Genomic DNA, 15,146 nt, shown 5'->3' with positions numbered 1-15,146 from the left:
ATATTCAATACAGGGAACGGATTGACAACTTATTTTACCCGCACATCAAAGCCGGGGAAGTATTTCTTTGCTAGTGTATTAACGGTACCATCGGTCTGAACTTTTCTGATGGCATTGTTGAGTTCGGTGGCTAACGTGGTATCACCTTTGCGTAACCCGAAGCCGATGCCACTGCCCAGAATTTTGCTGTCTTCCACGGGCTGGCCAATAAACGCAAAACCTTTGCCTTCGGGTTTGTCCAGAAAACCAGATTGTCCGGCTGCGGCCATAACCAGCGTACCATCCAGACGACCAACCGTCAGGTCGTTATACACCAGATTCTGATCTTTATAGGAGATAACGGTGACGCCTTGCGGTTCCCAGTGAGTTTTGGCAAACACTTCCTGAACCGAGCCCTGCAAGACGCCGATGCTTTTACCTCTTAGCCCTGCCACCGTTGGGGTCAGACCCGAGTTCGACTTGCCGACAAGTTGAGTTGGGATACGGTAAATCGGGTTGGTGAAATTAATGGCTTCTTTGCGTTTATCAGTGATGTTCATCGCCGAGTTGATGGCATCAAATTTCTTGGACTCTAACCCTGGGATCAAAGCATCAAATGATCCTTCCACCCAGGTGCATTTAAAATTCCCGGCTTTACAGATAGCGTTCCCCAGGTCGATATCGAACCCTACCAACTGGCCCTGAGCATTTTTACTTTCAAATGGCGGGTACTCTGCTTCCAGACCGAAGCGTAGCTCAGTTTGTGCTAATGCCACAGTGGAGGACAGGAAGCCCAGCGATAACAGCAACATGCTTAGTTTTTTCATTTCTAGGATGCTCTCTGGTGAATAACACGATAATTAACGAAACATATATGGGATTTCTATCAGACGTCTTTATTCCACCTGGCACAAAGCCTTTGCTCCGGCGCAGATAGTCATTTCATCTTTGGAAAATGACAAACGAATCAATTTATTATCCGTTCCATCGGCATAGAACGCCGACAGTGGAATGGTGGCAACACCATGATCAATAATCAGCCGCTTCACCATATCATTGTCACTTTCATCACTGAAATGAGCATAACTGGCGAGCATAAAGAAGGAACCGGCCGAAGGCAGTAATGTAAACGGTCCACCGTTTAGCTGAGCGACCATTAGATCTCGTTTCTGTTGATAGAACGCGGATAGTGACAGATAAGTGGCCGGATCAGCCATGTAATCCGCCAGCGCGTACTGCATCGGCGTGTCGGCGGAGAACATCAGGAACTGGTGTACCTTCAGGATTTCATTCATCAGATCGGCAGGTGCCAGACAGAAACCCACTCGCCAGCCGGTCACGTGGAAGGATTTACCGAATGACGACACAATCACGCTGCGAGTCGCCAGTTCATTATGTGTTGCCATGCTGTGATGCAACTGATTATCAAACACGATGTGTTCATACACTTCATCGGAAAGTACCACGATATTGGTGTTGCGGGTTACGTTGGCTAGCTGCATCAGGTCTTCGGCATTCAATACCTGCCCGCTGGGATTGTGCGGCGTATTGATGATAATCATCCGGGTACGTGGAGTAATGGCGGCCTGCACTTCATCCCAGTTAATGGAAAATGACGGCACGGACAATTTCAACGCTACCGGCGTGGCCCCTTGCAACCGGACAATGGGGGCATAACTGTCAAACGACGGTTCGAAGTAGATCACCTCATCCCCCGGATGCACCAGTGCCGATATACTGGCATACAGTCCTTCGCTGGCACTGGCGGTAATCGTGATTTCGCTGCCAGCGTCATAAGTTTGCCCATAAAGCCGTTTCACTTTTTCAGCCACGATGTCTTTCAACGACACCAGCCCGGACATTGGCGCATATTGGTTATGGCCTTGCTCCATTGCATGGGTGACCGCGTGAATCAGCTTTGGAGAACACGGAAAATTGGGCGCACCCTGTGACAGGTTGATGGCATGGTGTTGATTGGATAACTGACCAATAACGGTGAAGATGGTAGTACCTACATCCGGTAATTTAGAACTGAATTGTACCGGGGTTTGAATCGGCATAGTGTTCTCCATTTTTTGCCGTTATAAATGAATAAGTATTCACTCATTAGACGTTTCTCGTATTGTCGCCACAATCGAATTGTTGTCATAATAGCCATGAGAAAAACGCATGGCTTATGCGATAAAAAATGACCAGGCTAGGGTTAAAGGATCGAATGAACAAGCGAATGCCTCCTCTTAATGCACTGCATGCCTTTGTGGTCACGGCGCGACATCTTAATTTTACCCGTGCGGCGGAAGAGTTGTTTGTCACGCAAGGCGCGGTCAGCCGTCAAATTGCGGTACTGGAAGCCTGGCTGGGGTTTTCTTTGTTCCAGCGTCAGGCCAGAGGACTGCGGCTCACACAGCAAGGCAGTTTACTGTTGCCGGAAATCAGGGACGCGTTTGACCGGCTGTTTACGGCCACCGATAACGCCTATCGTAAGAACGGGATTATCCGCATGAAGGCGCCGACCTGTGCGATGCGCTGGCTGGTACCACGGCTGATGAATATAGAGCAGGAGCGACCAGATATTCATGTGTCATTGACCACTACCACGGAACATGATGTCAATTTCAAAATCGAAGACTTCGATGTGGCCATCGTTTTCGCGCCCGATGTTGCACCGCAGCAGCATGACGGCAAATTATTTGATGAAGTATTGTCGCCGGTGCTGGCGCCACATCTGTTGCCTGACGGGCCGGGTACGCTGACGCAGGCGTCGCTGTGCCGACTGACGTTTTTGCATCCGACTTATGACCAACGGGACTGGCGGTTATGGTTGAAAACGCACCTCATCGACGAGCAGGTGATGCGTCGTAACCAGCAGTTTGACACCATGGATTTGGCTATCAGCGCGGCAATTCAAGGGTTTGGTATTGCTATTGCGGATATCACGCTGGTGGCGGAGGATATTCAGCAACAACGGTTGATAATGCCGTTTGACGACACGGTGAAGACCGGCGCCGCCTATTATCTGGTACACCGACCAGGCATGCAGGCCGAATGGTTGAACGACTTTATCAATTGCTTTACTGACGGGATTGCTGTGCCCTGACGGGTTATGTCAGGTATTGGACAGTACGGTGAACAGCGGGGCGGTAACAGCGGTATGTTTCACGTTTCGACAAGGTGCTCGACTGCATCTAAGATCATCTACATGAATCGACGACGGTGGCGTGTCTCAGCCGGGTTTCTACTTTTTCACACTTCCATCGATGTTTACTGACTGTATTGGCTCACCGTTTCTGGATATATCCTACAGCTGCGGTGCGCCACTACTGCTTGATTTTGAACGCGGCGTTAGGGTAATCGATGTAGCGCTAGAGGCCGGGTTTAAAACACAGGGGTCGTTTATGCGTTTATTCAGGCGCACCTTTGGCCAGCCGCTGTCTACTTTTCAACGGCCTCCCGACGGGGATACCTGACATTATGTGTATCGATTCCGTTTACCGGAAAGGAGAATCATTATGCAGGTTGACATCGTTGATTTCAAAACCACACGGGTTGCGGCACTTGAGCACTGTGGTCCGATGGAAAAGCTTAACGATACCATCGATCGGTTTATCCGTTGGCGGCGGGAAAGCGGCCTGTCGCCGCAAGGCAGCAACCGGACGTTTGGTATTGCCTACGATAATCCCGAAACCACAGAGCCGGCACTGTATCGCTTTGACATCTGTGGTGAAGTGACCGCCGACGTCCCAGTCAATGCTCAGGGCGTCATCGCCAAAACAATCCCCGGTGGCCGTTGTGCCAGAGTCAGACACTATGGCGCACATCAGCGTCTGGGGGAAAGCATTTCCCCCTTGTACCTGGACTGGTTACCACAGAGCGGTGAGAAACTGAGGGATTTTCCGCTCTACTTTCATTATGTCAATCTGTTTCCGGAAACGCGGGAAACAGAACTGGTTACTGATATCTATCTGCCATTGAAGTAACACGCTGAGGTGGGGAAGCACCGGGAGGGCCCGTATTCGCTTCACTGGTGCTTTCCGCTATATTCATCGTTACCCGTTTTTTACGCTATACATGGCTATGCATACAAATGCATAGCCATGCGTTTCTCTGCTTCTGGAGGGTAAAAGCAGTGTTTTTCCATCACCATGCTTTCACTCTCTTTGGCAGTGTTGTGGCGCGTCAATAACCGATAGCGGCACCGGACGGGCGGCGTGAATCGTTGGCACCGTACAAGTATCCTTCACGGACTTTGCCGGATACGGCGGCGTCATTGCCAGACGATGCCGAGGAGACGCCTGCTGCGCCAGGCAGGCCGACCATAATCAGTTCAGCGGCGCCCCACGGTGTTTGTTCCACCATGTCATAACCCCGTTCTTTCAATAAATTCAGCGTATCAGCAGACAATCCGCGTTGCTCGTAGTAGACCTTATCCGGTAACCATTGATGATGAATGCGTGGCGCATCCACCGCTTCTTGTGGCGCCATACCGTAGTCGATGATATTCAGTGCGGTTTCCAGGGTAATGGTAATGATCCGCGATCCTCCCGGTGAACCCAGCACCAGGAATATTTTACCGTCTTTGGTGACCAGAGACGGGCTCATGGACGACAGCGGACGTTTACCGGGCGCAATAGCGTTACGCTCTCCTTGTACCAGACCGTACAGGTTTTGCGCACCGACCTTGGCCGTGAAATCATCCATTTCATCGTTGAGGAAAAAACCGGTACCGGGGGCGATGACTCCCGCACCGAAACGGCCATTGATGGTGTAGGTGGTGGAGACCGCGTTGCCCTGATTATCGACAATCGAATACTGGGTGGTTTCCAGTTTTTCATGCGGCGCTGCCCCAGGTTTCACCTGAGTGGAAGGCGTGGCGTCTTGCGGCTTGATTTTTTCTCGTATCTCGGCGGCATAGGTTTTGCTCAGCAGTCGATCGAGTGGGTTTTTTACAAAGGCCGGATCACCCAAATAGGTGTTGCGGTCCATATAGGCATGGCGCATGGCTTCGGTCAGAATGTGTACTGATTGTGCGGAGTTGAAACCCATGCTTTTCAGGTCATAACCCTCAACAATATTCAATATTTCACACATCGTGGTGCCGCCGGAGCTAGGGGGTGGGGAAGAGACAAATTTGTAGCCACGGTAAGTACAACTGATAGGTGCGGTTTCAGTCACTTTGTAATTGGCGAAGTCTGCCGACGTCAGTATTCCGCCACCTTTTTTGGCTGCGTCAGCGATGATTTGAGGCACTTTCCCCTTATAGAACGCATCCGGGCCTTGATCGGCAATTGCCTGTAGCGTATTGGCCAGATCGGTTTGCACCAATCGGTCACCTGGTTGTAACGGGCTGCCGTCAGGACGCAGGAAAATGCGAGCGGCTTCTGGGTCCTGTTTGAAACGCTTGACAGTGGTATCCAGAATATCGGTGTCGTAACGGGTCAGGATGAAACCTTTGCGCGCCAGTTTTATGGCGGGGGCCATCACCTGTTCCCTGCTTAGCTTGCCATACTCTTTCCGTGCGGTTTCCAGACCGAGTACGGTACCGGGCACCCCGGCAGCCAGATAACCGTATAGGCTGGCACCTTTCTTCACGTTACCGTCGGCATCCAGATACATTTTGGCTGTCGCTGCTGCGGGTGCTGTTTCACGGAAGTTGATAAAGGTGTTCTTGCCATTGGCCAGATGAATAGTCATGAACCCACCACCACCAATGTTGCCGCAGCACGGATTCACCACGGCCTGGGCATAACCAACGGCGACGGCTGCATCAATGGCGTTTCCGCCCATTTTTAGCACATCAATGCCCACTTGTGAGGCAAGATGCTGTGAACTGACAACCATGCCATTTTTTGCTTCTACGGCGGGAATAGATGCGGCATGAACGGTTCCACTGATCAGCAATGCGGCCAGGCTTACTGTCAGAAACCTTTTTCCTGAAGCCATAATTACTCCTGTTGGTTTCATTTAAGGTGTTTGTCTTTATACAACCAATGGGCCATGCAATTTGCATGCACTTTTTTATTGCGTGTTGTCATCGGGTGATGAGATAAATGACTATACCCGTCACACTTCAAGTTGCAGGTGTGTTGGCGGCGTTCGTTCACCCGAATCACTTACCTGAGTAAGCTCCTCGGGATTCACTCTCTTACCGCCTTCCTGCAACTCGAATTACTTGGGGTATAAAATAGTATTGACGGTTAACGCGAGAAAAAATAGGGCATTACCGGGGAAATATTTGTGCGGAATGGTTTTTGTGAACTGAACCCAATCTGGATGATACGAAAAATGACCGGAAATGTATCAAACCGGATTGGGTTATTCAGGAAGGTCAGGTTTTCAGACCATCGGGGGGGCGTGATTCAGTTGCGCGGCACGCACGGTGGCGACTATTTGCTCGTACACATTCTGATTGGCCTGAAACTGGTTTTTTATGCTGCAACAATGTTGGGAGATGGAGCGGTCAAATAGAATGCGTCCCAGCTTTTCGTCAAGGATAGCGTCGTCTGTCTCACTGAGGGCCAAACCACAATTAAGATTGCTGATGCGCCGTGCATTGTCGAACTGATCAAATGCGCTGGGGATAATCAGTTGAGGTATGCCCGCGAAGAAAGATTGCGCGGTCGTACCAATACCACCGTGATGGATAATAGCGACACAACGATGCAGATATTTTTCCAAATTGATGTGGTTCTCAATACGGATGCCTTTATCATGGTCATAAAGTGAATTCTTTTTCCCAATAATAAGACATTGAAATCCTTTTTTTCTGACTTTTACTATTAACTCGGCTACCACGCTGTTATTAGCACTAAGTGCCCAGCTTGGCATAAAAATGACGGTTTTGTTACTGGCATTAAAAAAACAGTCCAGATCATCGGTTTCCTGATGCGCTAATAAATTAAACAGAGGAAACCCGACTTGTTTAATATGTTGCGGCCAGTCAGGTTGTGGCGCGGCGAACCAGTCCGGGAAAAGGCAAATAACATTGGAATCTGTTTTATGCGTCCAGGATGTAAGGATTTTATGAATTTTAGGCAAGCCGATAGATGCGCGAAATTGATTAATATCGGGGGCTAATTCCCGATCGATAATATATCTTTCGATTAGCCCTAGCATGACGCTACGGATTCTGAACGGGAAGTGTGATAACCAGGCAGTATACCGATGAAGCGCGGTGTCATAAGCTGACATGAAAGTTGAAGGGCTGACTCTGACTGGAATAACACAGCAGCCTTTTTTCTCACTTAACATCTTGGCAGAAAACGCCCATAAAGAAGTCAGTATAATTGAGGATTCATCTGTCACGCTATTCAGTGCATCATAAAGCGGCTGTTGTTGTTGCATCATGAAGTGACAAATTTCTTTATAGGCATATTTCGGATGCCACAGTCGTTTGGAGTTAACAGCGGCCAGATAATTTTCATTGGTACCCACGGAAATAAATTTTAGATGCCTTTCAAGCGCGGTCTTTTCGAAAAAAGGGTTGGTACAAAGATAAACATCATAACCGGCTTGTATAAGTGACTCGCCAATGGCGATAAAAGGATAAACATCACCCGCGGAACCTAGGGTGGCCAAAAATATCTTCATTTCTCCCTCCATAGAACTACTACTTCCATTATTCCTATTTGCCTTATTATATAAAGCAAATATATTACTGTTTTGTTACTATCATCATTTTCAAGAATGAAAATAAACAACTTCATGCAGTGTATGAAAACTGAATTATTCTGTACAGAATTAGTTACTGCCGGTTCCGGCTTCGGAACCGTTGATCATGATAGTTGTTAAAACTCTGCCGGATGATGCTCGGGGAATAGTAAAATTTTCGGTATATTTCTGATGTCGATAACGAGATTTGACGTTATTTGTCAGTCAATGACCGCCGTCGTGAATATTGAAATACAGCACAATATGTTTTATTGGTTGGAAATCTGTACTTTCCGCATTTGAATACGATGCCCAGTATTTAGTGCCTCTGTGGTTATGTCCACCGCCAGCCATGGTGTGCGGTGGTACATGATCAGGCCCCCAGTGTTGCGCCACCATCAATCACCACGTCCTGCAATGTGATATGGCCGGCCAGGTCGGATGCCATAAACAGAACCGCGTTGGCGATATCTCGCGGATGGGCAATTTTTCCCAGCGGAATGCCCAGCTTGAACTGTGTGGGGAACCCGGTAATGGTGTCTTGTTCTGACGTGGGGGAGTGCCACAAGCCGCGTTGCATCAGCGTATCTGTCGAGCCTGGAGAGATCAGATTACAACGGACACCATAGGGGGCCAGTTCCAGGCCTACTGTCAGACATAAGCTGCGTAACGCGGCTTTGGAGGCGCAGTATGCCGCCATACCTGCCCGGGGAACATGCGCGGCGTTGGATGAAATGGAAACAATGACCCCGCTACGTTGTTGTTGGAACTGGGGAATGACGGATTGAAACAGGTTGAACGCGCCGCCGGCATTGACCGACAGACACGCCTGCCAGTCCTGCTGGCTGAGTATTTCAGTCGCGCCTATGCGCAGAATGCCGGCCCCATTGATCAAAACGTCCAGGCGGGGCGTTCGCATCAGTAACTCGCCACAGCTGTCGGCGACTGCGGCAGCATCACTGATATCCAGCACCCAGGGCGTAAAAGGGGTATCGTAATCAGGAAACGCCAGATCAAAACCGATAACGTTTGCTCCGGCCTGGGTGAAACGGCAGGCGATTTCATAGCCTATACCACGTCCGGCACCGGTTACCCATACTTGCTTATCACGAAAATCGAGCTGTTGGTTCATGCTTCCTCCCGTTGTAGGGCATTGAGCAGCGACAACCAGTGACTAATGGTGGGTTTTTTCACCAGCGAGATAAAGTCCAGGTCGTGACCAGCCTGTCGCCAACGCGCGACCAACGACATAATGTGCACAGAATCCAACCCGTAATCGAGCAGGTTTTCATCATCGCCAATGTCGGCGCTATCGTCATCCAGCAGTGGCAGTAACTCGGATCGCAGGCGTGATGGACTGTAACTTATGGACGATGACGTGGCTGCCAGCAACTGCTCGGTGGTTATCACACATCCGCAACGACCTGAGGTATAGCGCAGCGCCATCATGTGTTCTTCTCGCGAGAAATCAGCCAGTGCATCGGCGACCATGAAGGGTTTGATATCTCGCATGAAGGCGTCGTTGGCTGTGGTCAGACAACCGATATGCGCATAGACGCCACATATCATCAGCTGATTACAACCGGCATCACTGAGCTGTTGTTCCAGCGTGGATCGCTGGAACGCACTGTAGCGCCATTTGACGAGTACGGTATCGGTGATTTCCGGCGTCAGGGCCGCAACAATTTTTTGTTGTTCGGGATAGCGATTGATACCTGGCCCCCACATATCGTTGAGCAAGGCTCGGTCGGCATCGTGCTGATGATTGGGTTGGGCGGTATAAAATATCGGGATGCTTTGCTGACGGCAAAAGCGTTTCAGGCGCACGATATTCTGAATCAACTGAGTGGTCAGCGCGCTGTTTTCGCCCCAGAAATTAAGAAAGTAGTCCTGCATATCATGAATCAGTAATGCGGCTCGTTGTGGTTCCAATGACCAGTTCACTTTATTGCCAGGCAGTTCACCGGATGTGGGAAGGGGGTAGTCAGTCAGTTTCTGGATGCTCATGGGTTATTCTCCTGCAATTAAGGTTGAGCGCGCTGCTTGTGCGAGCTGGCGCAACCGCTGTTTATCAACTTTGCCTACCGGTGTTTCGGGCAGTGACGAGATGCGTTCAAAACGATCCGGCAATTTATAGTCGGCAATGCCTTGTTCGCGCAGATGGCGACGTAGGGCCACGGGTTTGATGTTTTCGCGGGTGACGATAAAGGCGTAGCTTTTCTCTCCCATCAACGGATCCGGAATTGCCACCAGCGCGGCGTTTATCACTCCGGGGTGACGTAACAACAGGTTTTCAATCTCTTCAGCGGCAATTTTTTCTCCACCACGATTAATCTGGTCCTTTTCCCGGCCAACAACCTGCAAGTAACCGTTTTCTGTCTGGATAACCAGATCGCCAGAGCAGTAAAAACCATTTTTATCAATTACTTGATGATTGTAGTGTGGGCTACGATAGTAGCCACAGAAGGTATAAGGGCCGCGGGTCATCAGTCGTCCCACTTGTCCGCATGGCAAGGGATTTCCCTCGGCGTCGGCGACCCACACTTCGTCATCCTCACTGATAGGACGTCCTTGCGTAGTGAACAGATGAGTTTCATCGTCATCTAGCCGGGTATAGTTCACCAGACCTTCCGCCATGCCGAAAACCTGTTGTAACTGACAGCCGATGCAGGCCGGAATACGTCTGGCCAGCGCTTCACTCAAGCGAGCGCCACCGACTTGCAGTAGCCTGAGACTGTGTAGCGGGGTGTTGTTCCCGCATAGTTCGATGGCTTCCAGCCATAACGTGACGGCCGGCGGAACCAGCGCGGTGACATTAATTTGATGACGTTCAATAAGTGGGAAACAGCTGGTGGCACTGGGATCACCTGCCATCACCACGCTGCCGCCGGCGAAAAATACGCCCAATGCTCCCGGTGAGCTCATCGGATAGTTATGGGCTGCCGGTAAAGCACACAGGTAGCGGGTATGGTGATCAAAATGGCAGATCTCCACGCTGGCACGAATGCTGTAGTAGTAATCGTTGTGCGTACGTGGGATCAGCTTGGGCGTGCCGGTACTCCCGCCGGAAAGCTGGAAAAAGGCGACATCGTCAGCCGACGTAGGGGAGGTTGGCAATATAGGCGTTTCTGCCTGTAGCAATATCGTCAGATCGTCGGGGGAGCCATTATCGCCACGCAGTATAATGTGTTGCAGGGAAGGGTAACGCTGCTGTAATTCCTGAATGAAACTGTCATCGTGAAACAGGTTGTGACTGCGATCAGCGATCAGTAGTGTCGGGGTGATCTGTTCGGCATAGGCACACAGTTCGCTGCGCTGATGGTTGAACAGGGCATTCACCGGCACTATACCAGCGCGTAACAGCGCGAAATAGGTCAGGTAAAATTCGGCGATATTCCCCAATTGCACCAGTGCGGTTTGCCCATGTTGCACCCCGCGGCGCAGAAGCGCGGAAGCCAGACGATTGGCAGATTGGTGTAGCTGTCGATAACTGAACGTCCGCTCACCGCAGATCAGGGCGATAGCATCGTTGTTGGCCTGACGATCAAGAATATCGCACAGTGGCAAATCGACCCAATATCCACGTTTCCGGTAGCGTTGTTCCCGCTCTGCTGGCCAGCGAGTGAATTCAATGCTCATGCCGCACACTCCTCATCCTGCCTCAGGCCAAAGGCGCGCAACATGGTGCTTAATTTGACGCCGGTTTCGTGCCACTCCGCCGTGGGCTGTGAGTCTGGCACAATACCGGCACCGGCAAATAGTCTGATGCTGTTCTTATGCACTTCACCGCAGCGGATGGTCACCACCCATTCACCATTACCTTGTGCATCACACCATCCGACAATGCCGCCGAAGCGTTCACGATTAAACGGTTCCAGTTTGTCGATCAGGTTTTTAGCCTGCTGATATGGCGCACCGCATAACGCCGGCGTTGGATGCAACAAACAGGCGATCGACAGTGCATTCTCCAGTGGGTCACTGACTTCACCGATAATGTGGGTCGCCAGATGCCACAGCACTGGCGTGCTGAGTAGCGAAGGGGTTCCCGGTATCTGTAATGTGCGACAGCGAGGGGCCAGCACGTGCCGCATCTCTCTGATTACCAGGTTGTGCTCGTGACGATCTTTGGCTGAATCCAGCAATGATTGGCGCAGTTGGCTATCTTCGCCGGAATCTTCGCTACGGCGGACGGAACCGGCCAAGGGCTGAGAGGTGATGTGATTGCCCTGTTTATGTAACAAGAGTTCCGGGCTGGCTCCCAGCAGCGCGCCCTGAGCCAGCGGCACATGAAAGTTATAACTACCGGGGTTCTGCTGATTAAGCTGTAATAACAGGTGGATTGAGTCCAGCGGCTGATCGGTTTCTATCTCCAGCAGGCGGGAAAGTACCACTTTATCCAGTATGCCACTGCGGGTGGCATTAACACACTCACGGATCATTTGGCAAAAGTCTGCGTTGGCCGGTATTTGGCGCAGTTGACGGATACGAATAGCCACTTCTGTTTGTGCACCGGTTGCCAGCGTGTCGCGCGAAAACCAGTGTTGACGCTGTGGTATAAACAGATTGGCTGGCTGCCCTTTATCAAAAGGGATAGCACCGACAATCAGCGGTTTTTCAATACCATCGCGGTGTGCCTGAGCGAATAGCCGACGAACCTGATGCTGAAAATGGCCGTTGAGCATCGCGCCATCATCAACCGGGTGCGTTAGCGACGCATAACATCCGTGGGCATGCAGACTTTTGTCGGGTGACAGGAAAAGAAAATCGTCATGATGAAGATCGCTGATATCCAGAGACGAGGAGTGAGTAAATAAAGGCTGAGCAGATTGAATAGACACGGTTTGTTCCTTATGTCTGTTAAATGAGCATCGCAACAGGTGCGATTCGCATTTCTATAGGTAAATGTACCGATTACAGATAAATGAACGACGGTTAGTGCGTGTGACTTGTTCAGGACACGGTGCTGCAACGCTATCCGCGCCTGCCTTTCAGGCCGGGACGTCGTGCCCCGGTGTTATAACGATGGGTTACCAGCTGTAGCTGACGGTGGCGACAATGCTACGACCACTGCCATAGAAACAGGAGGTGGTGCCGCTACAGGACGCAACATAATGTTTATCTGCCAGGTTATTGACGTTGAGCTGTACCGCTGCCCCTTTCAGGTGTGACGACGCTTCGGCCAGATCGTAACGGACCATGGCGTCATACAAGGCATATGAGGGAACCTTGAAACTCTCGGCGTTATCACCATAGCTGGTGCCGATATAACGCACACCGCTGCCAACGGTAACGCCTTTCAACGCACCGTCCAGGAAGCGATAGCTACCCCAGGCTGACGCGGTATGGCGAGGAATTGATGACGGGCTCTTATCGATCTGGTTGGCGGTGTTGCTCTCTTTGGTGACCGCATCAGTATAGGTATATGCCGCCATCAGGCTGATTTCTGGCGTCAGTTGTGTATGTACCTCAGTTTCCACCCCTTTGGATTTCACCTTGCCGATTTGTTCGTTATAACCAAGCACGCTGTTGTAAGAGGTAATGTTTTTCTGGGTGATATCAAACAGTGATACGGTCAGTAGTGTGTTACTGCCTTTGGGCTGGAATTTCACTCCGGCCTCTTTTTGTTCGCCGGTCGTGGGCTTGAATGGATCGGAGCCAGGGGCGCCATTGTCCAGGTTGGGCTCAAACGAGGTACTGTAACTGATATAAGGAGAAATGCCGTTGTCGAAGGCATATAACAGGCCGGTACGACCGGTAAACTTATGGTCATTCTGCTGGGTTGTGCTGTCAGTTGTGCGATCCAGTGTGCGGACTTCACTCCAGTCATGACGACCAGACAGTAGCAGATTCCAGCGGTTCCATTCCAACTGATCTTGCAGGTAGACCCCGACTTGAGTCAGTTTTTTCTTGGTGCTGGTGATGAGATTCAATGCACTGTCATCCACAATGGCAGACCCGCCATAAACAGGATTAGCCCAGTCAAAATCGTACTGATTGCCTCCCAATCGCCAGTACTTATAGTCACGGTTTTGCCATTTATAGTCGAGACCACCAACGGCGGTATGTTTGACTTCACCGGTATCAAACTTTGCTTTTAGCTGGTTATCCGCGCCGAATTCACCGACCTCAGTCTCTTCCCGTTGCTGACGTCGGGATAGTATGGTGCTGGTTTCTGACCCCCCGGTGGTGTAAACGAGATACTTATATTTTTCATTCAACTGGCTGTATCTGACGTTCTGTTGGAAGGAGAATACGTCATTAAAGGAGTGATCGAAGATATACCCTATTGAGGTTTGTTCCCGCTTTGACTGGTTATAGTTCGGATCGCTGACATTCAGATCGTAAGGTACCGTACCGGCACTGTTTCCCAAGACCGTGCCGTAGGCTGGCAGAAAGTTACGGAATCCAGCCTTCGGGTCATCCTGGTAGCTGGTCAGCAGCGTAAAACTGGTATCGGCGTTTGGTAGCCAGGTAATCGCTGGCGCAATCGCTACTCGTTGTTGTTTAGAGTCCTTGACGAATTCATGCTTGGTGCTGGCGATACCGTTCAGACGGTAAAGCAGGGTTTTATCGTCATTCAACGCGCCGCCAAAATCAAACGCCGCCTCGCCCAGATGCTGGTTCCCCGTGCTGAACTCTATTTTATGGATCGCTTCAGCGGTTGGGCGTTTGCTGGTCATGTTGATCATCCCACCGGGATTTACCTGTCCGTAAAGGACTGACGCCGGACCATGCACTAACTCGACACGTTCCAGCAACCAGGGATCAATTTTACCCAGTGCGGCGCCCTGGCCGCTCAGACCATAACTCAGGCCATCAAGAAATTTGGCGGTATAGCGGAAGCCACGGGAGATAACTTCATCATTGCGGTTGGAAGAGCCTCGATAGTTGGTGACGACACCGCTGGAGTAGTTAAAGGCGTCTGCTACCGAGGAAACCGCCTGTGCGTCCATCTGGTCACGGGTTACCACGCTGATGGCCTGTGGTGTTTTCACCAGTGGGGTATTGGTCTTGGTGCCTGAGGCGCTCTCTTTGGCCACGATCCCTTGCAGTGGTGCGGTAACACTTTCTGTGGTGTCAGCACTGACAACAATGGTGTCGCTGGTGTTTGCTGTATTAGTCGCTGCCTTAGCATGCGCCAGCGGCGTCATGAGCAGAGCAGACGCCAAAACAAGCGGCATGCTGCGATTATCGGCGTGCAAAAACATCATATTTTCTAATGGTTTTTTTGTCGTTTTAAACATGTAGTGATCCCTTCAGAAGACGGCATTGTTTTAAATACATCAGCTGTTTTGAACCATGTCGGTTATGGCATGTGCCGAAAATCCACGTTAACCACCTCACGCGATTAGCGTGTGGTATGAATTTTCAGATTGGTAGCCCGTAAAACACGTTGGTTTCGCACTCTCATGAAAAGAGAGGTCGTTATCTTATTGCAAACGTAAATAATTCTCAATATTATTTGTATTTGTGTGTCTGGCTATGTGTTTTTATATAAAGCATTAGTTTTGTTAACTAAG

General features: G+C 50.5%; 11 protein-coding genes. 2 read left to right on the top strand and 9 right to left on the bottom strand.

Annotated features, from left to right (window positions below; all coding sequences use genetic code 11):
* Positions 1-29: 29 nt before the first annotated feature.
* Together PCO85_14760 and PCO85_14755 are read right to left on the bottom strand one after the other, a co-directional pair.
* Positions 30-806 carry an ABC transporter substrate-binding protein gene (locus PCO85_14760; protein WJV52486.1) on the bottom strand — a complete coding sequence of 259 codons (777 nt, stop codon included), beginning with the start codon at positions 804-806 and terminating at the stop codon, positions 30-32.
* A 69-nt stretch (positions 807-875) separates the two neighbouring features.
* The gene (locus PCO85_14755; protein WJV52485.1) at positions 876-2,039 is read right to left on the bottom strand and encodes a methionine aminotransferase; all 1,164 of its coding nucleotides are present in this window, start codon (positions 2,037-2,039) and stop codon (positions 876-878) included.
* Between the two features lie 155 nt (positions 2,040-2,194).
* On the opposite strand from PCO85_14755, the gene PCO85_14750 reads away from it, so the two are divergent.
* On the top strand, positions 2,195-3,076 hold the full coding sequence (locus tag PCO85_14750; GenBank protein WJV52484.1) for a LysR substrate-binding domain-containing protein: 882 nt from the start codon (positions 2,195-2,197) through the stop codon (positions 3,074-3,076).
* A 412-nt stretch (positions 3,077-3,488) separates the two neighbouring features.
* Positions 3,489-3,956: a GyrI-like domain-containing protein gene (locus PCO85_14745; GenBank protein ID WJV52483.1), complete on the top strand. Its 468-nt coding sequence runs from the start codon at positions 3,489-3,491 to the stop codon at positions 3,954-3,956.
* 199 nt (positions 3,957-4,155) lie between these two features.
* Here PCO85_14745 and ggt read toward each other — a convergent pair whose 3' ends face one another.
* The 7 genes from ggt to PCO85_14710 all read right to left on the bottom strand — a co-directional run bounded on the left by ggt (position 4,156) and on the right by PCO85_14710 (position 14,870).
* Entirely contained in the window at positions 4,156-5,919 is a 1,764-nt protein-coding gene (ggt, locus tag PCO85_14740; protein ID WJV52482.1) for a gamma-glutamyltransferase, read from the bottom strand.
* A 393-nt stretch (positions 5,920-6,312) separates the two neighbouring features.
* Positions 6,313-7,566 (bottom strand): glycosyltransferase, encoded by a 1,254-nt coding sequence (locus tag PCO85_14735; GenBank protein ID WJV52481.1) that lies wholly within the window; start codon positions 7,564-7,566, stop codon positions 6,313-6,315.
* A 433-nt stretch (positions 7,567-7,999) separates the two neighbouring features.
* Positions 8,000-8,758, bottom strand: a complete 759-nt coding sequence (gene dhbA, locus PCO85_14730; protein ID WJV52480.1) for a 2,3-dihydro-2,3-dihydroxybenzoate dehydrogenase — start codon at positions 8,756-8,758, stop codon at positions 8,000-8,002.
* Positions 8,755-9,633 (bottom strand): isochorismatase family protein, encoded by an 879-nt coding sequence (locus PCO85_14725; protein WJV52479.1) that lies wholly within the window; start codon positions 9,631-9,633, stop codon positions 8,755-8,757. Before PCO85_14725 ends, dhbA begins: the two co-directional genes overlap by 4 nt.
* A gap of 3 nt (positions 9,634-9,636) precedes the next feature.
* Positions 9,637-11,265, bottom strand: a complete 1,629-nt coding sequence (locus PCO85_14720) for a (2,3-dihydroxybenzoyl)adenylate synthase (protein ID WJV52478.1) — start codon at positions 11,263-11,265, stop codon at positions 9,637-9,639.
* A complete protein-coding gene (locus PCO85_14715; GenBank protein WJV52477.1) occupies positions 11,262-12,464 on the bottom strand; it encodes an isochorismate synthase in 1,203 nt (400 codons plus the stop codon). The genes PCO85_14720 and PCO85_14715 overlap by 4 nt, the downstream gene beginning before the upstream one ends.
* Before the next feature lie 189 nt (positions 12,465-12,653).
* Positions 12,654-14,870, bottom strand: a complete 2,217-nt coding sequence (locus PCO85_14710; GenBank protein ID WJV52476.1) for a TonB-dependent siderophore receptor — start codon at positions 14,868-14,870, stop codon at positions 12,654-12,656.
* Between the last annotated feature and the right edge of the window lie 276 nt (positions 14,871-15,146).

The organism is Prodigiosinella aquatilis, assembly GCA_030388725.1.
Lineage (GTDB): Bacteria > Pseudomonadota > Gammaproteobacteria > Enterobacterales > Enterobacteriaceae > Prodigiosinella > Prodigiosinella aquatilis.
This window is presented reverse-complemented; position numbering and strand designations above follow the sequence as displayed.